The 21,409-nt window shown below is 65.7% G+C and carries 16 protein-coding genes; 8 read left to right on the forward strand and 8 right to left on the reverse strand.

What is annotated here, in order from left to right; translation table 11 throughout:
• A partial coding sequence (locus EET13_RS14055) for a PPE family protein (RefSeq protein WP_122442870.1) occupies nucleotides 1–1,778 on the reverse strand: 1,778 nt, incomplete at its 3' end.
• A 272-nt stretch (nucleotides 1,779–2,050) separates the two neighbouring features.
• Here EET13_RS14055 and EET13_RS14060 point away from each other — a divergent pair.
• Nucleotides 2,051–2,611, forward strand: a complete 561-nt coding sequence (locus tag EET13_RS14060) for a TetR/AcrR family transcriptional regulator (protein WP_122442871.1) — start codon at nucleotides 2,051–2,053, stop codon at nucleotides 2,609–2,611.
• A 7-nt stretch (nucleotides 2,612–2,618) separates the two neighbouring features.
• On the opposite strand, the gene EET13_RS14065 is transcribed toward EET13_RS14060, so the two are convergent.
• Together EET13_RS14065 and EET13_RS14070 are read right to left on the reverse strand one after the other, a co-directional pair.
• Entirely contained in the window at nucleotides 2,619–3,428 is an 810-nt protein-coding gene (locus EET13_RS14065) for a DAPG hydrolase family protein (protein WP_122442872.1), read from the reverse strand.
• Nucleotides 3,428–4,768, reverse strand: coding sequence for an FAD-binding oxidoreductase (locus tag EET13_RS14070; RefSeq protein ID WP_122442873.1), 1,341 nt, complete (start codon nucleotides 4,766–4,768; stop codon nucleotides 3,428–3,430). Before EET13_RS14070 ends, EET13_RS14065 begins: the two co-directional genes overlap by 1 nt.
• A 66-nt stretch (nucleotides 4,769–4,834) precedes the next feature.
• On the opposite strand from EET13_RS14070, the gene EET13_RS14075 reads away from it, so the two are divergent.
• Both EET13_RS14075 and EET13_RS14080 read left to right on the forward strand, forming a co-directional pair.
• On the forward strand, nucleotides 4,835–5,581 hold the full coding sequence (locus EET13_RS14075; protein WP_122442874.1) for an IclR family transcriptional regulator: 747 nt from the start codon (nucleotides 4,835–4,837) through the stop codon (nucleotides 5,579–5,581).
• 381 nt (nucleotides 5,582–5,962) lie between these two features.
• On the forward strand, nucleotides 5,963–7,198 hold the full coding sequence (locus tag EET13_RS14080; RefSeq protein WP_211189070.1) for a cytochrome P450: 1,236 nt from the start codon (nucleotides 5,963–5,965) through the stop codon (nucleotides 7,196–7,198).
• A 109-nt stretch (nucleotides 7,199–7,307) separates the two neighbouring features.
• On the opposite strand, the gene EET13_RS14085 is transcribed toward EET13_RS14080, so the two are convergent.
• Both EET13_RS14085 and EET13_RS14090 read right to left on the reverse strand, forming a co-directional pair.
• Nucleotides 7,308–7,757: a DUF6941 family protein gene (locus EET13_RS14085; RefSeq protein ID WP_122442876.1), complete on the reverse strand. Its 450-nt coding sequence runs from the start codon at nucleotides 7,755–7,757 to the stop codon at nucleotides 7,308–7,310.
• Between the two features lie 211 nt (nucleotides 7,758–7,968).
• Nucleotides 7,969–9,840: a DUF4407 domain-containing protein gene (locus EET13_RS14090; protein WP_122442877.1), complete on the reverse strand. Its 1,872-nt coding sequence runs from the start codon at nucleotides 9,838–9,840 to the stop codon at nucleotides 7,969–7,971.
• A gap of 221 nt (nucleotides 9,841–10,061) precedes the next feature.
• On the opposite strand from EET13_RS14090, the gene EET13_RS14095 reads away from it, so the two are divergent.
• The 3 genes from EET13_RS14095 (at nucleotide 10,062) to EET13_RS32800 (ending at nucleotide 11,597) form a co-directional block, all read left to right on the forward strand.
• On the forward strand, nucleotides 10,062–10,625 hold the full coding sequence (locus EET13_RS14095) for a hypothetical protein (protein WP_122442878.1): 564 nt from the start codon (nucleotides 10,062–10,064) through the stop codon (nucleotides 10,623–10,625).
• Between the two features lie 238 nt (nucleotides 10,626–10,863).
• Nucleotides 10,864–11,292, forward strand: a complete 429-nt coding sequence (locus tag EET13_RS14100) for a type II toxin-antitoxin system Rv0910 family toxin (RefSeq protein ID WP_122442885.1) — start codon at nucleotides 10,864–10,866, stop codon at nucleotides 11,290–11,292.
• A 23-nt stretch (nucleotides 11,293–11,315) separates the two neighbouring features.
• Nucleotides 11,316–11,597, forward strand: coding sequence for a hypothetical protein (locus EET13_RS32800; protein ID WP_168991283.1), 282 nt, complete (start codon nucleotides 11,316–11,318; stop codon nucleotides 11,595–11,597).
• Between the two features lie 142 nt (nucleotides 11,598–11,739).
• Here the strand turns inward: EET13_RS32800 and EET13_RS14110 are convergent, their stop codons facing one another.
• The 3 genes from EET13_RS14110 to malQ form a co-directional block, all read right to left on the reverse strand.
• Nucleotides 11,740–12,180, reverse strand: coding sequence for a nuclear transport factor 2 family protein (locus tag EET13_RS14110; RefSeq protein ID WP_122442887.1), 441 nt, complete (start codon nucleotides 12,178–12,180; stop codon nucleotides 11,740–11,742).
• 32 nt (nucleotides 12,181–12,212) lie between these two features.
• Nucleotides 12,213–13,109 carry an LLM class F420-dependent oxidoreductase gene (locus EET13_RS14115; RefSeq protein ID WP_122442879.1) on the reverse strand — a complete coding sequence of 299 codons (897 nt, stop codon included), beginning with the start codon at nucleotides 13,107–13,109 and terminating at the stop codon, nucleotides 12,213–12,215.
• A 100-nt stretch (nucleotides 13,110–13,209) separates the two neighbouring features.
• Nucleotides 13,210–15,354: a 4-alpha-glucanotransferase gene (malQ, locus tag EET13_RS14120; RefSeq protein ID WP_122442888.1), complete on the reverse strand. Its 2,145-nt coding sequence runs from the start codon at nucleotides 15,352–15,354 to the stop codon at nucleotides 13,210–13,212.
• 344 nt (nucleotides 15,355–15,698) lie between these two features.
• On the opposite strand from malQ, the gene eccB reads away from it, so the two are divergent.
• Together eccB and eccCa are read left to right on the forward strand one after the other, a co-directional pair.
• A complete protein-coding gene (gene eccB / locus EET13_RS14125; protein ID WP_122442880.1) occupies nucleotides 15,699–17,219 on the forward strand; it encodes a type VII secretion protein EccB in 1,521 nt (506 codons plus the stop codon).
• Complete coding sequence (gene eccCa, locus EET13_RS14130; RefSeq protein WP_122442881.1) at nucleotides 17,216–21,382, forward strand: type VII secretion protein EccCa; 4,167 nt, start codon at nucleotides 17,216–17,218, stop codon at nucleotides 21,380–21,382. Before eccB ends, eccCa begins: the two co-directional genes overlap by 4 nt.
• Nucleotides 21,383–21,409 lie beyond the last annotated feature (27 nt).

The raw sequence follows: 21,409 nt of genomic DNA on the forward strand, positions 1-21,409 counted from the left end.
GGCACCGTCACCGCCGGCAGGTCCAGGCCCGGCACGTTGACTGTGGGTGTGGTCAGCGGGGGAATGCTCAGCTTGGGTGTGGTGAAGCCGCCCAGCAGTGCGCTGTCCAGGGTGAATCCGGGCACCGTCACCGCCGGCAGGTCCAGGCCCGGCACGTTGACTGTGGGTGTGGTCAGCGGGGGAATGCTCAGCTTGGGTGTGGTGAAGCCGCCCAGCAGTGCGCTGTCCAGGGTGAATCCGGGCACCGTCACCGCCGGCAGGTCCAGGCCCGGCACGTTGACTGTGGGTGTGGTCAGCGGGGGAATGCTCAGCTTGGGTGTGGTGAAGCCGCCCAGCAGTGCGCTGTCCAGGGTGAATCCGGGCACCGTCACCGCGGGCAGGTCGAGCCCGGGCGCATTGATCGCGGGTACGGTTAACTTCGGCAAGTCGATAGCAGGTATCGCCAAGTTCGATGTAACAACGGTCGGCAAATCGAGTGCCGGCACTGCTATGCCCGGAATATTGATTGGTGGCATGGTCAGATCCGGAGTGCTCAGATTGAAACGGAGACCGCCCTGGCCGGTGCCTCTGAAGGCGAAACCGTTATTCATATCACCCGAATTGAGGACGCCAGTGTTGACATTACCTGAATTGAAAAATCCGGTGTTCACATTGCCGGCATTGTAACTGCCCGTGTTGCCCGAGCCTATGTTGAAGCTCCCCGAGTTGTAGCTGCCGAAGTTCGAATAACCGGTGTTGCCGTCGCCCGCATTGAAGCTGCCGGTGTTGAAATTTCCCGGATTGTACGATCCAGTGTTGGAGTTGCCGGAATTACCGCTGCCGAAGTTCGCCAGGCCGGAGTTGAAGAATCCCAGGTTCCCGGAGCCGGAGTTGCCAATCCCGACATTTCCGGTGCCGGCGTTGAACAGGCCGATATTGCCGGTGCCGGAGTTGAACAAGCCGATATTGCCGGTGCCTGAGTTCAGCCAGCCAACGCCCACCCGGCCCGTGCCGGTGAGTCCGATGCCGATATTGTTGCTGCCGGTATTCCCGAACCCGAAATTGCTGCTACCGGTGTTCGCCAGACCCACGTTGAAGCTGCCGGCGTTCCCGAAGCCCGTGTTGTAGCTGCCCAGATTTCCGGAGCCGACATTGTTGCTACCGAGGTTCCCGTTGCCCACGTTGCCGACGCCGGCGTTGCCGAAACCTGCGTTGACGGGCGCTCCTGCCGCAGTGGCGGCCGCCGCGGCCGCCAGCTGAGCGGGCAGTCCCGCCAGACCCTGCAGCGGCTGGGTGAACGGCTCCAGCGCCGAGACCGCGGCCGACGCCCCCACGTGGTAGGCGGCCATTGCCGACACGTCTTGTGCCCACATCGCCTCGTATGCGGCTTCCACCGCGGCGATCGCGGGAGCATTTTGCCCGAACAGATTCGACCTGACCAAGGACACCAGGTCGAAACGATTGGCCGCCACTATGATTGGCTGCACCATCGCCGATCGGACGGCTTCGAACTCCAGGCCCAACGTCGCGGCCTGCATCGCCGCCTGCCGCGCCTGGGCCGCCGTGGCCGAAAGCCAATCTGCATACGGGGTTGCCATCGCCGCCATCGCCGCCGACGCGGGCCCCAGCCAGGCCTTACCGACCAGTCCCGCGGTTATCGCGCCGAATGACGTCGCGGCCAAATCCAATTCCTGAGCCAATCCGCCCCAGGCCGCCGCGGCTCCCAACAGGGGTTCCGATCCGGCCCCGGTGAATATGAGAGCCGAGTTGATCTCGGGTGGCAATACCGAAAAGTTCATCGCCCAGCCTCCTCATCCAGCAGTCGCCAACGACAGCTCACGACCACTCGGCAGCCGGTGAGTCCGGTGACGAAGAAGTCCTCCCACTACCCTGAACAACAGAAATATGCAGGTCAACGCGGTAGTGACAAGTTGAAATCGGTGGTCTGCAGCCCCCGCCCCGACCGTCTCAGCGCGCAAAAATGACCTGCATCGATAGTGAGAATAAGTGCTAGTTTTGTCTCAACCTTAGAAAATGTTTTTCTTTATTCTCACGGGAAGGACGCGTCCACGTGCCAGCCGACGATTGGCTCCTGGGAGGGGACCGCCGCGAAGCCGCCGCCGAGCGGATCTACGAGGCCGCAACCGAGCTCATCGCCCGCGACGGGCTCAACGCACTGGATATCGACAAGCTGGCCAGCCGCGTCCACTGTTCCCGAGCGACCATCTACCGTTATGTCGGCGGGAAAACCGAGATCCGTAACGCCGTCGTCAGGCGAACGGCGCACCGCATTGTGGATTCTGTTCGCGCGGCGGTCGAGCCGCTGAGCGGGGTGGAGCGACTCGTCACCGCAATCATGTTGACCATCAAGCAGATCCGCGCCGACCCACTGTGCCAGCTCATGGTCGGCTCAATTCGCGGCGGCACCCGGCAGGTTGCCTGGCTCGCCGAGTCGCCACTTACCGCCCAGTTTGCTACCGACCTTGCCGGTCTCGCCGGCGGTGATCCGCAGGCCGCCAAGTGGGTGGTACGCGTCGTGTTGTCGCTGGTCTACTGGCCGGGTGACGACGAGGAGGCCGAACGCCGGCTGGTGCAGAACTTCGTTGCGCCCGCATTTGCCCAACGAAACTGAGGATCGCCTACTCGTCGCCGAAGCGCTCGTAGAGTTGAGGCAAGAACCCCGCGAGATGATTCATCTCTTGCGCACAGTGCACCAGCAGGTTGCGAGCGGTGGCTGCCGGGTTGCCAAGGACCCGAGCCGCGATGGGGCGCACCGCCTTTGACGCCACGCCCGGGGCCTTGCGAACTTCGATGTACGGGCCGCCCATCCAGAATCGTGAACGCATCTCCGAGCCGCTCGGTGTCGACCGAATATGGTGGACGAACCATCCGACGTCGACGGGGGCGTCACCCGAGCCCAGCCGGGCACAAATCGCTACCGCATCGTCGGAATCCGCCGGCAGCCCCAGGCCCGCGGGTGCGACGAATTGGATTGCGGCATTGAGCATTGCCGAGCCGATGTACTCGCTGATCATCGACCAGCGGCCGATGTAGCGCTGGTTACCCCGGCGGCCCGCGTCGTCACCGTCCTTCCAAGCGGCCGAAAGGTGCGCCCGGGGATGCCACAGCTTGTAGCGCCGGGTGTCGCAGCCGTGCCAGCCGAACCACCAGACCCACATCGCCGGGGTGACCCCGGGCATGTCGGTGCGGACCGAGACGTGGAAGCTGCCGTCCTCGACAATTCCGTAACCGTTCTCGGTCTGGTGATAGCCCTCGTCGGCAACAGTTGCGGCGTCGCCGAAAGCCAACAACGCCATCCCGCCTTGCGGACCATGCTGTAGCGCCTCGACGACATGCGTTGGCAGGGAAGTCATCTCGGGCTTGAAGAACATGCTGAACGGCGTGCCGGCGTCGTCGTTGCGATAGCCCAGATAAAGGTCGCCGGTCATCAGATTCGTCCCATCCAGCCATTGAACAGACCTTCGGGATCGTAAGTCGCCCGTGCCTTGTCCAGCCGGACCATGGCCTCATCGGTGGCAAATCGGGCCGGCCGCTGGCCGAGGTTTTCGTCCGCAAGCTGAATGCCGGTGGCCAAGTGCGACATCGCCGCCATGTTCGACCGCGCCCAATCGCCGTACTTCTCGTCGTCGGCCGGGTCCTTCCACGAGCCGTAGAGCGCCAGGTAGATCTCGTCTTCGATGCTGTAGGCCATGTCCTGACGGGCCGGGGAGGGTCCCCAGTTCAGCCATAGGAAGTGCGACGGCGGGGGAGGCAAGGTGTCGAGAACGTCGCGAATGCCCGGCAACAGCTCATCGGCCGCCGCCGAGGTCCACATGTTGTCGGCCGTGTAGCGGTGGTCGCTCAGGTAATGGGTCATCACGACGTCGTACCAAGTTGGTAAATCCGTTGGCATGTAAGGGTTTTTGACCAGAGCCCGGTCGACGACCGGACAGGTGTCGAACACCGACAACGCTTCCCGAGCCTCGTCCTCCGAGTCGGCGAAGGCCGGCGATGCCATGACGATGGCGGGCATGTCGAGACCCATCTCCGGCACGCTGCGAGTGGCAAGGATCTGCATCTCGACGCGACGGTCCACGTCGGCGCTGACGTTGCGGGCCCACGTGTACACCTCGTCGGCCACGTCGAACGGGTACACGTACACGCTGGTGCCGCAAACGGCCGGGCGGGGATAGAGCTTGAGGTAGAACGACGTGACGACCCCGAAAAAGCCCGGCCCGGCGCCGCGGGCGGCCCAATACAGGTCGGGGTGATTGTCGGCGTCGCAATAGATCTGCTCGCCATCGGCGGTGATGACGTCGAGGCCGATGACACTCTCGCAGGCGGGGCCGTAAATCCTGCTGTTCCAGCCGTACCCGCCTTGTAGCAGGTAGCCGCCCAGACAGACGCCTTTACAGTGGCCGCCGGGGAAAAAGAGGTTCTGCGCCTGCAGGTCGGCCATGAGCATGCTGCCGCCCTTGCCGGGGCCCGCGACTGCTGTCATGTTTTCGGCGTCGATCCTGGCGTGGTCGAGGCGGCTGACGTCGAGCAGGAGGGCGCCGTCGCGCAGATGGCTTGCCGCGAAGCTGTGCCCACCCGAGACGATGCTGACCCGGTGGCCGTTGGCCTTGGCGTAGCGAAGGCCCGCGACAATGTCTGCGGCATCGACAGCCTGCACAATCACCTCGGGATAGCGTTCGGGTACTCGTTGATGCCATACCGAGCCGCGGCGTGCGGCCTCGTACCCCTCATCGCCACGGAAAAAATACCGCCCAGTCGGAAGCACGCTCACTGAGATCTCCTCTGATCCACATTTCGGTTCTTTAAAGTTCGCGGTGCGGACCACTATAGTGGAATTGTGGCGACAACGGAACGAAGTTCCCGGACGAATCGCGACGAAGGCATCCAGGTGCTGCGCCGGGCCGCAGCCGCACTGGACGAAATCGCCGCCGAGCCAGGCCAGTTGCGTCTGGTCGACCTCAGCGAGCGGTTACAGCTGGCCAAGTCGACCACGCGGCGCCTGCTGGTCGGGCTCGTCGAAGTCGGTTTGGCCAGTGTCGATGACCGTGGCCACTTTGCGCTCGGGGACCGCCTGCTGGGGTTCGGCAACGCCACTGGAGCGCACATCGCGGCGGTGTTCCGCCCGACCATCGAGCGAGTGGCCGCGGCCACCGGCGGCGAAACCGTCGACCTGTCGGTTCTGCGCGGCCAGAAGATGTGGTTCATCGACCAAATCGAGTCGTCCCACCGGCTGCGCGCCGTCTCGGCGATCGGCGTCCGGTTCCCGCTGAACGGGACCGCCAACGGGAAGGCGGCCCTCGCCGCACTCGACGACGCCGCCACGGCGGCCGCCCTGGCCAAGTTCACCCCCGGGGTCGCCACCGCGCTGAGTCGTGAAATCGCTGAAATCCGGAGCGCTGGAATCGCTTTCGATCGCGACGAACACACCCCGGGGATTTCGGCGGCCGCGATCGCGGGTCGAGCGCTGGGCGACAACGTGGTCGCGATCTCGGTACCCACGCCGACCGAGCGATTCCTGGAGAAAGAACACCGCATCGTTGCAGCTTTGCGCAACGCTGCCGATTCGCCCGCCTGGACACGCTGAGCCCGCCAAGCCCAGACCGGCACTGGCACGACGAAGCTGGTTGTTCTCAAACCTGAGACGAGGATGGCGGTTAATGCCAGTACTGCGCAGGTCCGAAAGCCGCGGTGAGACAACCCGGGGGAGCAGCGCATCGCACGGGGGTTTCAATTGTCGTAAAAGATGGTGTCGCGTCGTTGACGCCCGGCGCATCCACCGATCACTCTGGTGAGAATTGCTGCTTGTGCCCGGATTCATCCTCGGATTGATCGGCCCGTGGGCACGCCAGAAGAAAGGATGCGTAATGCCAGCCGTGCGGAGTGTCCGCCGTGCCGAGACATCCCGCGTCGAGGTGCTGCCCAGTTCGCCGACGCAACGCGCGCCGACCCGGCGATGGACCATCGGATGAGCTCCACCGGACTCCGGACCTGCCCGGTCGATGCCCGCACCTTCTTCGGTGCCGAATGCCTGCAAGATCCCTACCCGCTCTACGACCGCATGCATGCCGCCGGACCCGTCCACCGCATCGGTGACTCCGGTTTCTATGCGGTGTGCGGCTGGGACGCCGTCCGTGACACCGTCAGCCGTCCCGAGGACTTTTCGTCGAACCTGACCGCAACGATGACCTATACGGTCGATGGCGCAATCCAGCCGTTCGAGATGGACGCCGCACTGGGCGGGCCGACGCATGTGCTGGCCACCGCCGACGATCCTGCCCACGCACTGCATCGCAAACTCCTGGTGCGCCACTTGGCGGCCAAGCGAATCCGCGCCATCGAACAGTTTGCCACTCAGACCGCAAACCGGCTGTGGGTCGACGGCCTGCGCAACGGTCACATCGAATGGATGGATGCGATGGCCAACCGGCTGCCGATGATGGTCGTGGCTCGGCTCATCGGTGTGCCCGAAGCGGACGTCGCCCAGTTGGTGAAATGGGGATACGCGGCCACGCAACTGCTCGAAGGCTTGGTCAGCCACGAGCAGCTCGCCGCCGCGGGTGTCGCGCTGATGGAGCTCAGCGGCTACATTTTCGAGCAATTCAGCCGGGCCGCGGCCGCTCCCCAGAACAATCTGCTCGGGGAGCTTGCCACCGCCTGCCTATCGGGCGAGATCGATACGCTGACGGCCCAGATCATGATGGTCACCCTGTTCGCGGCGGGGGGAGAATCGACCGCCTCGTTGCTGGGCAGTGCGACCTGGATACTGGCAACCCGCCCCGACATCCAGCGGCAGGTGCGCGACGACCCCGAGCGGCTGGAAGCGTTCATCGAGGAGACGCTGCGTTACGAGGCGCCTTTTCGGGGTCACTACCGGCACGTGCGGCACCACACCCGCCTGGCCGGGGTCCACCTGCCGGCCGACTCGCACCTGCTGCTGTTGTGGGGCGCGGCCAACCGCGATCCGGCTCAGTTCGAGGCACCCGGTGAATTCCGTCTTGAGCGCCGACGGGGCAAGGGCCATGTCAGTTTCGGCAAGGGCGCGCACTTCTGTGTCGGTGCGGCGCTCGCCCGCCTGGAGGCCCGGATTGTCTTGCGTCAGCTGCTCGAACGAACGTCGATGATCGAGGCCGCCGACGTCGGACAGTGGTTGCCGAGCATCCTGGTGCGCCGCCTCGAACGTCTCGAATTGACCGTGCGCTAACGCTAACTGCGACGAACCGGCGATGCCGTCCAGTCGATGTCAACCGGAGCGTTCCTGGCCGCTCCGGCGTCGTGCAATGAGAATGACTGGCAGCGTAGCTATTTCACGCCTACTCGAAGGACATCGGCGAAAGGCCGACTCCGGTCACGACGAACGCCTCCACCGCGGTGGCCCGCGCGAAGCCCTCCACCTCCACCCGCCACTCGTAGATTCCCGGTTCCAGCGGGATTCCCGGCGGGATATTGAGGGCGAGCGGCATTCGGACCGACGTGCCGTGGATCGCCCCAGGCATCCGGCCCGCCTCGGCGGCAGCTTCGAACAGCATGGGCTGCGGGCCATGCGGGCCGGTGACTACCACCGGATCTCCATCTGTGGTCAGCAACTGGCACGTCAACTTGTGCGGTTGGTTGGTCTCGTCCCAATCGATATCCAAGAACAGCACCAAAGCAAAAGGAGGGGTTGGTGTTTGGCACTGCCGCCAGCCCAGGCCCAGGGCATGGACCTTACCCGACTGGGGATCGGCCTGCGCTGCGTCCGCGAGAAAAAGGCTGACCTTCATGCGGCCGCCGGCGTTGCGATCAACGATCGGGATGTCACCGTGAGAGGGTGTCCTGTGCTGCCGTCATGAGACCCACGAGATCCTGTCCTTGCTCGTCGTAATGCTAGGCCGTAGCGAACGGTCAGCATGGTGCCTTCGCCGATGTCATTCCTCGCCAGGATCTCTTGCGACCGGACCCGACATGTTGACGACCAAGGTCTGCCGCCGCGGGCTATTTGCCCGGCGGCAACTCACGCGGGCCATCGGGAGAACGCAACTCGGCCGGCGCATCCCGCCCAACCAGCTCACGCCGGTTCTGCTGGCCGGTCGATCCCACCGACAACGCGGCCAGATCTTCTGGAGATTGTTCCACCGACCGGTACCGCGCGTTGGCACCCAGCCTCTCGTAGTTTTGGTCGTAGGCGCCCGAATTGGCCTCGCCACGCGATGACTCGATACGGTTGCGGCCTGTTGGTGCCTCCGCGACCGGCGATTGCCGCGTCGGCTGGTCGCGGCTGCCGTCCGAGCGGTCGGCGCCTTCGGAGCTCTCGGAATTGACTGTCACTTTGCGGGTGCGCTTGAACGAAAACGCGATTTCTTCGACCTCTTCGAACACCTGACGCGCGGTACGCAGCGGTTGCGTGGTGTTGTCGATCACCCGCGCCACGAACGGAGGCATCAGCGGCCGAATCCAGCGCGCCGCGGCCTTGGTGGCGTCCGGAATCGACGGGATCAGCGGGCCGCCCCGCTCGGTCTCCTCGGCTGCCACGGCGCCCTCCGAGTCGACCTGCTCCGGAAGCTGGTCCGGGGCTTGAGCGAGGTGATCCGCTGTCGCAGAGGGCAATTGGGCGACGGCGCGGCTGGCGGCCTCCGCTTCGGCCGCGATGGGTAGATACATGTCTTCCTCTACTTCCTCGACTGGCTCGACTGGCTCGACTGGCTCGAAATGACGCTGCGACGACGCGCGCACCGGAATCTCGAGTGCTTCGATGACACGACGGCGTTGCTGCTCCCGGTCGATTTCGGCCTGTGCCTCGATCGCCAGGCGGGTCTGGGCCAGTTGATGCTCGGCCCACATGATTTCGGCAGCGCGGCGAACTTCGGCGCGTTTGATCGCGATCGCGGTCTCGGCCTCGAGTTCGGCGCGTTCCTGCTCGGCGCGCGCGGCCGCGTGACGATCGTGCGTTGTCTCACCACGCCATAGCCGCAGGACCAGCGGCAGTAGATACACAAGTGCGAAGAAGGCGATCAGCAGTGCCCGCAGCACCAATGCGCCTGCGCTGGCAAGAGTCACGTCGTTCATGGCGACCCAGCGAGTGCCCAGCCCGCGACCAGCATCGGCGACCACAGCGTGGCGAGCCGCGTTCACGGCCTGCTGGTCTTGCCGCACCCTGGCGTCGAAATCGGGTGCTTGACGGTCGCGAGCCGTCAAGGCGTTGTCCAGTTCACGCTGCGCATCGGCGAGAAGCTCATTGGCCGTTCGTGTTTCGGGTCCCTGGCCCGGAACGCCCGTGATCCTGGTCTGGGGGCAGCCCGGCGTGGGATGGTATTCGCAGCGAGCGATCACCAAAGCCGTGTCCAGGTGCCCCCGTGCCTGCTCCACCGCGTTGTCGAGCGCGGCACGCCCAGCGCGGGACTGCTGCAGCCATGCCGAGGCCTGGGCAACCGCCGGCGCGGAGTCGGCACGACGCAGGGCGCGTTCGTCGAGGCGCTGGTCGATGGCAGCGGAAAACGCGATCAGCGCGGCCAGCTCGCCGACCACGACACCGACGGCCAGAGCGACCCCGGCGCGTCCCGCGGTGCCGGCCCGCCCCCGGCCGGGGCCCCCGGCGGTGCCGCGGACCACCGCGCCGACCAGCAACGCGAACACCAGGGCCACGGCAACGACCGCCCAGCTGGGCCAGCCCGTCGACTCGTTGAGCGCCAAGCTCGCGACGAGCCAGGCCAGCCCTGCTCCGAAGGCCACGACCGCGCCGGCAACGGCGTGGGTGGACCGCTCGTGGCGCTCACCGAGTTCACCCCAGTGTCCGCCGCCGAGCCAGGTCAGCAGTGCCTCGAGCCGCGTTACGGCCGAGCGCTGATCAGGATTTTCGTGGGCGCGCATGAGACTCCAAACACCTCCAAGTACTTCAAGCGTGGCAGGCGCCCGCCCGAGTTATCGAATCGAAGCGGCCGCTTGTGGCGTTGTTCACAACGCTTGGCGGATGTCGCAAATCACACTGTCGCGGCAGGGTCCGGTCCGCCTGATGCACCTGACGTCAAATTTTGCGCGACGCGAACCGATCAGCGACCGTTAGGGCAGTTGACGTGAGACGGTATAAGCCTATGCAACATCACGACTACGTCACCTACGAAGAGTTCGGCCGCAGGTTCTTCGAGGTTGCCGTCACCCCGGAGCGGGTGGCGGCATCATTCGCCGAAATCGCCGGCAGCGAATTCGACATGGAGCCGATCGCCCAGGGTCCAGGAGGAATCGCCAAGGTAAGTGCGCACGTCAAGATCAACGAGCCGCGGGTGACCCGAAAACTCGGCGAGCTCATCACATTCGTGATTCACATCCCGCTGTCGATCGACTTGCTCTTGGATCTCAGGCTCGACAAGCAACGGTTCAAGGTGGCTGGGGATATCGCGTTGCGCGCCACCGCACGTGCCGCCGAGCCGCTGCTGCTGATCGTCGACGTCGCCAAACCGCGGCCCTCCGATATCACCGTCAACGTGTCGTCGAAGTCCATCCGCGGCGAGGTGCTGCGGATTCTGGCTGGTGTTGACGGCGAGATTCGGCGATTTATCGCCCAGTACGTCGCCGAAGAGATCGACTCACCGCAGTCGCAAGCCGCGCAGGTCATCGACGTGGCCACTCAGCTGGACACCGCCTGGAAAGGGATTTGACAGACTCCTGCGGGTGCCCAAGCTGTGTCGGCGCTGGTTGTGCGGCAATGAGATTGGGTCGACGTCCGGCCACATCGTGGGGCGCCTGTCGGCCCACCCGGGGGTGGCGGTAGCGGCGTATCGGAACTTCATCGACGGTTTATCGGGTCATCGCGCCTGGGTATGTCAACGCGAACACATTGGCCCCGCTGCGGCTGGTCAGGATCGCGGGGCGCCGAACCAGGGAGCGGGTAAACACATGGCGCATGTGGAGGTGTCAACGTCATCCAACGTCGATCCGGAATCCGCCTGGAAAACCGCCTCCGACCTACACCGATTCGACGAATGGATGACGATATTCGCAGGGTGGCGCGGAGCGGTGCCGGCGACGATCAATGAGGGCGTCCGCGTGTCGTCACTGATCAAGGTGAAGGGCTTTCGCAACGTCATTCACTGGACGGTCACCGAGTACGACGAGCCCACCTCGATCCGATTACATGGCTGTGGTCGCGGCGGAATCCGCATCGCCGTTGCGGTGACGGTCACCGCCAACCATCCGGGATCGGATTTTCACCTGACGGCCGACCTGAAAGGCGGCCTGCTCGGCGGACCAGTCGGACGCCTCGTCGCCAGAGTTCTGCGCCGCGAGATTCAGAACTCGGTGGACAACCTCGCGGCTTTGCAGTAGCCCGCCGTGTCTGGATATGGCCGGTGGCGCTACCGGTCACGGCGGTCGAACCGCCGGTGCCGTTCGGCTTCGCGAACTCGCCTGCGCTCCATGGCAAGCCAAGCCAGACCCGCACCGAAGGAGAGCAGGCCGCCGATGGCAGCGGCGAGTCCAAGTCCTATCTGTCCGAATGCGAAATTTGCGATAGACACCACGAAGGCCAGCGCAGCGCCGGCGATGACAACCAGACCGGGCGCGCGCTCGGCGTCGTTGCTGCATCCCGCTGGGTCGTGGGCGTCGAGACGTCGGTGGATGGCGCGGCGTGAAATTCCCCCCATCAACGCCTCCTCCGCTGCCGGGATCCGGACCGTCAACCGAACGGGCCAGGTCGCATCTTCGGAGTTACCCGAAATACCGCGCGGCCAAACGACTTCGCCTGCCGTGCGGGACGGCGGAGTGCGCAACCGCTCAGGGCGGCGGCAGCAATCGGCGCACCGGCCGGACTTCAATGGCGTTGATCGTCAAGGCGCGGCGGCTGATTCGCCAGCCCGTCTCGGTCAACTGGTACTCATCGTCGTACCGTAGGTGCCACACCACGTCCACCAAGTCGCCGGCGCGCCGGCTCCAATGGTGCGCGACGCAACCGATGCGTCCGCGCGCGACGCCGCCTGCCGGGCCCCGGTCATAGACCTCCCCGGCGATCGCGTGCTCGGTACGCAGAGCCTGGGCGACGGCCGCCACGGCCGCGGCGATGGCCGGCCGGCCCCGGTGTGCATGGACCGGCGTCAGCGTGGCGGGCGGGTCAGGCACCGCCAGCTCGGCGGAGACAGTGAAAAGCGCAGCTGCAGAGTCGAATTCACGGTCGTCGACGTGGGCAGCGTATCGATGCACCAGATCATGCAGCGCCAGCCGATCGGCCGGTGCAAGGGGTTCGGGATCCGTCAAGAGACCCAAGGCACCAACGCTAGACGTTGGGCACAAGCCGACAGGATGTCTTTGGCCTGCTCGATGTCGGTGGTCGGTGGCATCCCCAGCACGATCCGGTCGGCGCCCTCGTCGACCAGGCGGGCTGCTCGTTCGCTGTCGACCTTGGTCGTCAGGTGGCCCAGCGAGAGCTCCAGGGATGCCGGGTCGCGGCCGGCCAAGAGGGCCTCGTCACGCATCAGGGCGATCAGGGAGCCGAGTTGCGGCCCAGCCACGCCGAGCGGCTGGAAGCCGTCGCCGAGGCGCCCGGCCCGCCGCGCGGCCGCCCGGCTGTGCCCGCCGATGTGAACCGGTAGCCGCCCAACCGGTTTGGGGTAGCACATGGCGTTGTCGAAGTTGAAGAACTCGCCGTGATGCGAGACCCCGTCGGACTGGTCGGCCCACAGTGCCCGTAACACTGCCAACTGTTCGTCGGCTCTGCGGCCCCGGCTCTCGAACTCCGCCCCGCAGGCCTGCAGCTCCTCTTTGAGCCACCCCACCCCCACGCACAGCCGGAGTCTGCCGCCGGAAAGAGCATCGATCGTCGCAGCGCGCTTGGCCAGAACGACGGGGTGATGGTTAGGCAGCACCAACACGCCGGTGGCCAAACCGAGCCGCGTCGTCCGGCCCGCCAGAAACCCGAGCAGATCGAGCGGGTCGGGAATGGGGCAGTCCGCGGCCAATCCGACCCGCCCGGAACTGTCGTACGGATACCGGCTCTCGTATCTGGTGACGAGCACCGTGTGTTCAGCAACGATGATCGATTCGAAGCCGCACGCCTCGAGGTGCAGCGCGAAGGCGGTTATCCAGTCGGGGTCAGCGGTGAGTCCGCCGGCCACCGGGGCAACCACACCCACCTTGGGCGGGGCCTTCATCAGTGGGTCCCGGGAGAATCAGCGACGTTGGCCGTCGGAACTCTGACGTCGACCGAGCGACGGCAGAAGACACACCGCAAAGATGTCACGGCATCCGAAGCTAACAGGTTGCGGGAGCCGTCACCGCGCGCACCGCGTCAGCCAACCTCGCCGCCCCGGGATCGGTAAAGATTTCCTCGATCAGCATGGGTTTGCCGTCGCGACCGGTCAGCGGAACCCGCCAATTCGGGTATTCGTCGGTGGTGCCCGGCTGGTTCTGCGTCCGGCGGTCCCCAACCGCGTCGGTCAATGCCACACCCAGCAGCCGGGACGGCGTCCGGCCCAGGTATCGGTACAGGGCCAACAGCAGCTGCTCCGGGTCGGCGTCGGCCCCGTCCGCCAACAGCCCGACCCGCCGTAACTCCGCTATCCATGCCTGCCGTTCGGCCTGATGCGCCTCGAGTTCGGCTTCCGCCGGCCGGGTCAGCAACCCGAGGGATTCGCGCAGCCGCACGTGGTCGCCGGCCAGGTAACCCGCCGTCGGCGGCAGGTCATGGGTGGTGACGGAGGATAAGCAGCACTCGCGCCAACGCTCGGCGGGCAGCGGACCGCCATTGCCGTCCCGGTCCAGCTCGAACCAGAGAATCGAGGTTCCCAGCAGACCGCGCAGAAGTAGATAGTCGCGCACCCACGGTTCGACGGTGCCCAGATCCTCCCCGACGACGACCGCCCCGGCCCGATGCGCTTCCAGCGCGACGATACCGATCATCGCCTCATGGTCGTATCGCACATAGGTGCCATGAGTCGGCGCCGCGCCCGCGGGGATCCACCACAGCCGGAACAACCCGATGATGTGGTCGATCCGGACCCCGCCGGCGTGCTGCAGCACGGCCCGGATCAGCGCGCGAAACGGTCGATACTGCTGTTCGTCGAGTTTGTCGGGTCGCCACGGCGGCTGGGACCAGTCCTGGCCAAGCTGGTTGAACTCATCCGGCGGCGCACCGGCGGTGACCCCCAGCGCCAGCACGTCCTGCAGTGCCCACGCATCCGCCCCGTCGGGGTGCACACCGACCGCGAGGTCATGCATGACGCCCAACGACATGCCGGCCCGAGTGGCCCCGGACTGCGCCGCGGCCAGCTGTTCGTCGAGCTGCCACTGCATCCACCGGTGGAAATCGACTGCGTCGGCATGTTTGTCCATGAAATCAGCGACGCCGGCGGCGTCGGGATGCCGCAGTGACTTCGGCCATCGATGCCAGTCGCCGCCGTACTTTTCGGCCAGCGCGCACCAGGTGGCGAAGTTGTCCAGGGCACTGCCCTCCCGGGACCGGAAAGCGGCGTAGGCCAACTCGCGCCCGGCCGACCGCGGCACCCGGTAGATCAGCTCGAGGGCCTTGCGCTTGGCCCGCCACGCCGCGTCCCGATCGATGGTGTCGAGTCGGTCCGCCCGCTTCTGCAAGTCGGTGCGCAGTTGCCGGATTCGGCTGCGCTTGGCCAGCTCGCCGAACTCAGGAATGGCCTCCACGCGCAGGTAGAGCGGGTTGAAGTAGCGCCGCGACGTCGGCAGGTACGGAGACGGCTCCATGGGTGTTGTCGGTGTCGCGGCATGCAGCGGGTTGACCAGGACAAAGTCGGCGCCGTGTCGGTAAGCCGCCCACAGCGCCAGGTCGGTCAAGTCGCTGAGATCGCCGATGCCCCACGACCGTCGGGAACGCACGCTGTAGAGCTGGGTGGCCAACCCCCATGCGCGACGGTTGCCCAGTCTCTCCGGCAGCCCGACCCAGTCCGGCGTGACGATGAGCGCGGTGCTGGTGGTGTCGTCGCCGGAGCGCAGCTGCACGCGGTGATAACCGAGCGGCAGGTCCGTGGGTAGCACGAAGCTGGCTTCGCCGATCCAGCGTCCGTCCAGTTCGAACGGCGGGGTGAAATTGTCGACCTGTTGCGCCCCGCCGCGTACTGTGCCGTCCTCGAGGTGTAGCCACACCTCGGCGGGCGCGCCGTGAGTGACGTGCACCCAGAACCGCGTCGGCTCACCGGCGCGCGCCACGATGGTGGCCGGCAGCGAACGTGCCCAGTGCAACCGGAGTTGCTCGGCCAGTGCCGCGTTGCGCTCCTCCTCGGTGCGCGCGGTCACCCCGAACGCCGCCAGCACCGCCACCAGCGTCTCCGCAGATACCCGCACGTCACGCCTTGTCCAGTCCTGATATTCGGTGGCGATACCGAGTCGGCGGGCAAGTTCGACCAGCGAGGGCGCGAGCTCAGTCATGGCGCCCATCTTGCGTCCAGCGCCAGTGTCCGCGGACAGCGGGGCGGCCTGACTTGTCCGGTTCGCCGCGGGCTTGCCACGGCTCTGTGTTTACTGCCTGTTTGCTTGCCTGTTTACTTCCCAGCTCAGAGACGTTAGACCTGCCGCAACATTTCCACACGCCGCGGCGGCGATTGGTCGCTACGATGCAATGAAGACATGACGAATCCTTGGGGGATCTAGTGCGATAAGGGCCGTATAGCGCCGTCTTTTCGGGTGCCCTACGGTTATCGATGTCGTCAGCATTTCTCCACATATTTGGGCCAGTATCCAGGCGTTCTGAACAGACCGAAAGGTGATCTAGCGTGGCTGAAGAGAGCCGCGGGCAGCGGGGGTCGGGGTACGGCCTTGGATTGTCCACGCGGACCCAGGTAACGGGGTATCAGTTCCTGGCCCGCCGAACCGCCATGGCATTGACCCGCTGGCGGGTGCGCATGGAGATCGAACCCGGCCGGCGTCAGACGCTGGCGGTGGTGGCATCGGTGTCGGCGGCATTGGTGATCTGCCTGGGTGCATTGCTGTGGTCATTCATCAGCCCGTCGGGCCAGTTGAACGAGTCGCCGATCATCGCGGACCGGGATTCCGGCGCGCTTTTCGTCCGGGTGGGGGACCGGTTGTATCCGGCGCTCAACTTGGCATCGGCACGGCTGATCACCGGGCGGCCGGACAATCCGCATCTGGTTAAGGGAAGCCAGATCGCGAGCCAACCGCACGGGCCGCTCGTCGGCATTCCGGGTGCCCCGAACCAGTTCGCCCCCAAGAGTCCGCCGGCGTCGTCATGGCTGGTGTGTGACACGGTGTCCACCTCGTCGAGCCTGGGGTCGTCCCAAGGGGTCTCGGTCACCGTTATCGACGGCACCCCGGATCTCAGCAGCCACCGCAGGGTATTGAAGGGTTCCGACGCCGTCGTGCTCAGCTATGGCGGAGATACCTGGATCATCCGCGAGGGTCGCCGGTCCCGCATCGACGCCACGAACCGGTCGGTGCTACTGCCGCTCGGGTTGACGCCCGAACAGGTCAGTCAGGCCCGACCGATGAGCCATGCGCTCTACGACGCCTTGCCGGTGGGGCCCGAACTGCTGGTGCCCGAGGTGCCCAACGCGGGCGCTCCGGCGACGTTCCCCGGCGCTCCGGGCCCGGTGGGTACGGTGCTCGTCACACCGCAGATCAGTGGGCCACAACAGTATTCGCTGGTTCTGGCTGACGGGGTGCAGACCCTGCCGCCCCTGGTGGCCCAGATCCTGCAGAATGCCGGACGTCCGGGGAACACCAAGCCGGTGACGGTGGAACCCTCCGCGTTGGCCAAGATGCCGGTGGTCAACAGGATCGATCTGTCCGCCTACCCGGACGAACCGCTCAACGTACTGGACATCCGGGAAAACCCGTCGACGTGCTGGTGGTGGGAACGGACCAGGGGTGAGAACCGGGCCCGCGTGAAGGTGGTCTCCGGGCCTACCATCCCGGTCGCGGCCCACGAAATGCACAAGGTGGTCGACCTGGTGAAGGCCGATATGAGCGGCCGCGAAGCTGACCACGTCTACTTCGGACCCGACTATGCCAACTTCGTCGCAGTCACGGGCAACAACCCCGCCGCTCAGACCACCGAATCGCTGTGGTGGATCACCGATGCCGGCGCACGGTTCGGGGTGGAGGACACCAAGGATGCTCGCGAGGCGTTGGGCCTGAGCCTGGCTCCGAGCATGGCGCCGTGGGTCGCGCTGCGACTGTTGCCGCAGGGTCCCACGCTGTCCCGAGCCGATGCACTGGTCGAGCACGACACGCTACCGATGGACATGACCCCTGCAGAATTGGTGGTACCCAAGTGAAACGTGGTTTTGCCAGGCCGACGGCGGAAAAGCCGCCGGTGATCAAGCCGGAGAACATCGTCCTGCCGACTCCGCTGAGCATTCCGCCCCCGGAGGGCAAGCCCTGGTGGCTGATCGTGGTCGGCGTCGTGGTGATCGGCCTGCTGGGCGGCATGGTCGCCATGACTTTTGCCAGCGGGTCACGCGTGTTTGGCGGCGCCGGAGCCATTTTCCCGATCTTCATGGTCGGCGGCATGATGATGATGATGTTCGGCGGCCGGTTCGGTGGCCAGCAGCAGATGAGTCGTCCCAAGCTGGACGCGATGCGCGCGCAGTTCATGTTGATGCTGGACATGCTGCGGGAGACGGCCCAGGAGTCGGCCGACAGCATGGACTCCAACTACCGCTGGTTCCATCCGGCGCCCACCACACTCGCGGCAGCAGTGGGGTCGCCCCGGATGTGGGAGCGCAAGCCCGACGGTAAGGACCTCAACTTCGGCGTGGTGCGCGTCGGCGTGGGCATGACGCGGCCGGAGGTGACCTGGGGCGAGCCGCAGAATATGCCGACCGACATCGAGCTCGAGCCGGTGACCGGCAAGGCGCTTCAGGAGTTCGGACGCTATCAAAGCGTCGTCTACAACCTGCCCAAGATGGTTTCGCTACTGGTCGAGCCCTGGTATGCGCTCGTCGGGACGCGCGAGCAGGTACTGGGTCTGATGCGGGCGATCATCTGCCAGCTGACCTTCTCCCATGGGCCCGACCATGTGCAGCTGATCGTGGTCAGTTCCGATCTGGACGAATGGGACTGGGTGAAGTGGTTTCCACACTTCGGTGACTCGCGGCGTCACGATGCGGCGGGGAATGCGCGAATGGTGTACAGCTCGGTTCGCGAATTTGCCGCCGAGCAAGCCGAATTGTTCGCCGGACGTGGGTCGTTCACCCCCCGGCACGCCAGTTCGTCGGCGCAGACACCGACACCGCACACCGTGATCATCGCCGATGTCGACGACCCGCAGTGGGAGTATGTGATCAGCGCCGAAGGCGTGGACGGGGTGACGTTCTTCGACCTGACCGGCTCTCCGATGTGGACCGAAGTCCCCGAGCGCAAGCTGGAATTCGACGAGAAGGGCGTGATCGAGGCACTGCCCCGTGACCGCGACACCTGGATGGTGATCGACGACAAGGCATGGTTCTTTGCGCTGAGCGATCAGATGAGCATTTCGCAGGCAGAAGAGTTCGCCCAGAAGTTGGCGCAGTGGCGACTCGCCGAGGCCTACGAGGAGATCGGTCAGCGGGTGGCCCATATCGGTGCCCGAGACATCTTGTCCTACTACGGAGTTGACGACCCGGGCAGCATCGACTTCGACTCGTTGTGGGGCAACCGCACCGACACCATGGGCCGGTCGCGATTGCGGGCGCCGTTCGGTGTCCGTTCAGACAACGGCGAGCTGCTGTTCTTGGACATGAAGTCGCTCGACGAAGGCGGCGACGGCCCGCACGGTGTCATGTCCGGCACGACCGGTTCGGGTAAGTCGACGCTGGTGCGGACCGTGATCGAGTCGTTGATGCTGGGCCATCCACCGGAGGAGCTGCAGTTCGTGTTGGCCGACCTCAAGGGTGGTTCGGCGGTCAAGCCGTTCGCCGGGGTGCCGCACGTGTCGCGGATCATCACCGACCTGGAGGAAGACCAGGCTCTGATGGAACGGTTCCTGGATGCGCTGTGGGGCGAGATCGCCCGCCGCAAAGCAGTGTGCGACAACGCCGGCGTCGACGACGCCAAGGAGTACAACTCGGTGCGCACCCGGATGCGGGCCCGCGGCCAGGACATGCCGCCGTTGCCGATGCTCGTGGTGGTCATCGACGAGTTCTACGAATGGTTCCGGATCATGCCGACCGCCGTCGACGTGCTCGACTCGATCGGCCGGCAGGGCCGGGCGTATTGGATCCACCTCATGATGGCGTCACAGACCATCGAGAGCCGGGCCGAAAAGCTCATGGAAAATATGGGTTATCGCCTCGTGCTGAAGGCGCGTACCGCCGGGGCGGCGCAGGCCGCCGGCGTGCCGAATGCGGTGAACCTGCCGGCACAGGCGGGTCTGGGTTATTTTCGCCGGAGCCTCGAGGACATCACCCGCTTCCAGGCCGAATTCCTGTGGCGCGACTACTACGCCCCCGGTGGCATCATCGACGGCGACGAAGCGCCGGTTCTGGTGCACAACATCGACTACATCCGGCCGCAGCTGTTTACCAACTCGTTCACGCCGCTGGAGGTCAGTGTGGGCGGGCCGCAGATCGAGGCGGTCGCCGCGCACGCCAACGGCGAGGTGATCGAGAGCGCCGAAGCCGAGGAAGAGGAAGAAGAGGGCGTGCGGACTCCCAAGGTCGGCACGGTGATCATCGATCAGCTGCGCAAGATCAAGTTCGAGCCCTACCGGTTGTGGCAGCCGCCGCTGACCGTTCCGATAGCGATCGATGAGCTGGTCAGCCGATTCCTCGGCCACCCATGGCAGAAGGACTACGGTTCGGCGCGCAACCTGGTGTTCCCGATCGGTATCATCGACCGCCCCTTCAAGCACGACCAGCCACCATGGACGGTTGACACCTCGGGTCCCGGCGCCAACGTCTTGATCCTGGGCGCAGGCGGTTCGGGCAAGACCACAGCGCTGCAGACGCTGATCTGCTCGGCGGCGCTGACCCATACTCCCGAGCAAGTTCAGTTTTACTGCTTGGCGTACAGCAGTACCGCGCTGACCACGGTGGCCCGGTTGCCGCATGTGGGCGAGGTCGCCGGTCCCACCGACCCCTATGGCGTGCGCCGGACCGTGGCCGAATTGCTGGCGTTGGTGCGCGAGCGCAAACGCACCTTCCTCGAATACAGCATCGCGTCGATGGAGATGTTCCGCCGGCGCAAGTTCGGCGGGGAGGCCGGGCCGGTACCCAACGACGGGTTCGGCGATGTGTACCTGGTGATCGACAACTACCGGGCGCTGGCCGAAGAAAACGAAGTGCTGATCGAGCAGGTCAACCTGATCATCAACCAGGGCCCGTCGTTCGGGGTGCACGTGGTGGTCACCGCGGATCGTGAATCGGAGCTGCGGCCGCCGGTGCGCAGTGGCTTCGGTTCCCGGGTGGAACTGCGATTGGCTGCGGTGGAGGACGCCAAGCTGGTGCGTTCCCGCTTCGCCAAGGACGTTCCGGTCAAGCCGGGCCGCGGCATGGTTGCGGTCAACTACGTCCGCTTGGACAGCGACCCGCAGGCGGGTCTGCATACCCTGGTCGCCCGGCCTGCGCTGGGCAGTACGCCCGACAACGTCTTCGAGTGCGACAGTGTTGTTGCGGCGGTGAGCCGGTTGACCACCGCCCAAGCCCCGCCGGTACGCCGGCTGCCAGCACGGTTCGGCGTGGAGCAGGTGCGCGAGCTGGCTGCCCGCGACACCCGTCAGGGTGTGGGGGCCGGCGGAATCGCCTGGGCGATATCAGAATTGGATCTGCAGCCGGTGTACCTCAACTTCGCCGAGAATTCGCACCTGATGGTGACCGGTCGTCGCGAATGTGGGCGCACGACGACGCTGGCCACGATCATGTCCGAAATCGGGCGGCTCTACGCGCCGGGCGCCAGCAGCATACCGCCGCCTCCGCCCGGACGGTCCTCCGCGCAGGTATGGCTGGTCGACCCGCGCCGTCAGCTGCTGACGGCGCTGGGTTCGGACTATGTAGAGAAGTTCGCCTACAACCTCGACGGTGTCATCGCAATGATGGGTGAGCTGTCCGCGGCCCTGGCCGGCCGCGAGCCGCCGCCGGGATTGTCCGCCGAGGAGCTGTTGTCGCGGTCGTGGTGGAGCGGGCCGGAGATCTTCTTGATCGTCGACGACATCCAGCAGTTGCCGCCGGGCTTCGATTCCCCGTTGCACAAGGTCGTTCCGTTCGTCAACCGGGCAGCCGACGTCGGCTTGCACGTGATCGTCACCCGGACCTTCGGTGGCTGGTCTTCGGCGGGCAGCGATCCGATGTTGCGGGCGCTGCACCAGGCCAATGCGCCACTGCTGGTGATGGATGCCGATCCGGACGAGGGCTTCATCCGCGGCAAGATGAAGGGCGGTCCGCTGCCGCGCGGTCGAGGCCTACTGATGGCCGAGGACACCGGAGTGTTCGTGCAGGTAGCTGCCACCGAGTGGCGACGGTAAACGACGAGCGCTGCGTTGGGTCGGCTG

Origin of the sequence: Mycobacterium attenuatum, from assembly GCF_900566085.1 — a bacterium.
Taxonomy (GTDB): domain Bacteria; phylum Actinomycetota; class Actinomycetes; order Mycobacteriales; family Mycobacteriaceae; genus Mycobacterium; species Mycobacterium attenuatum.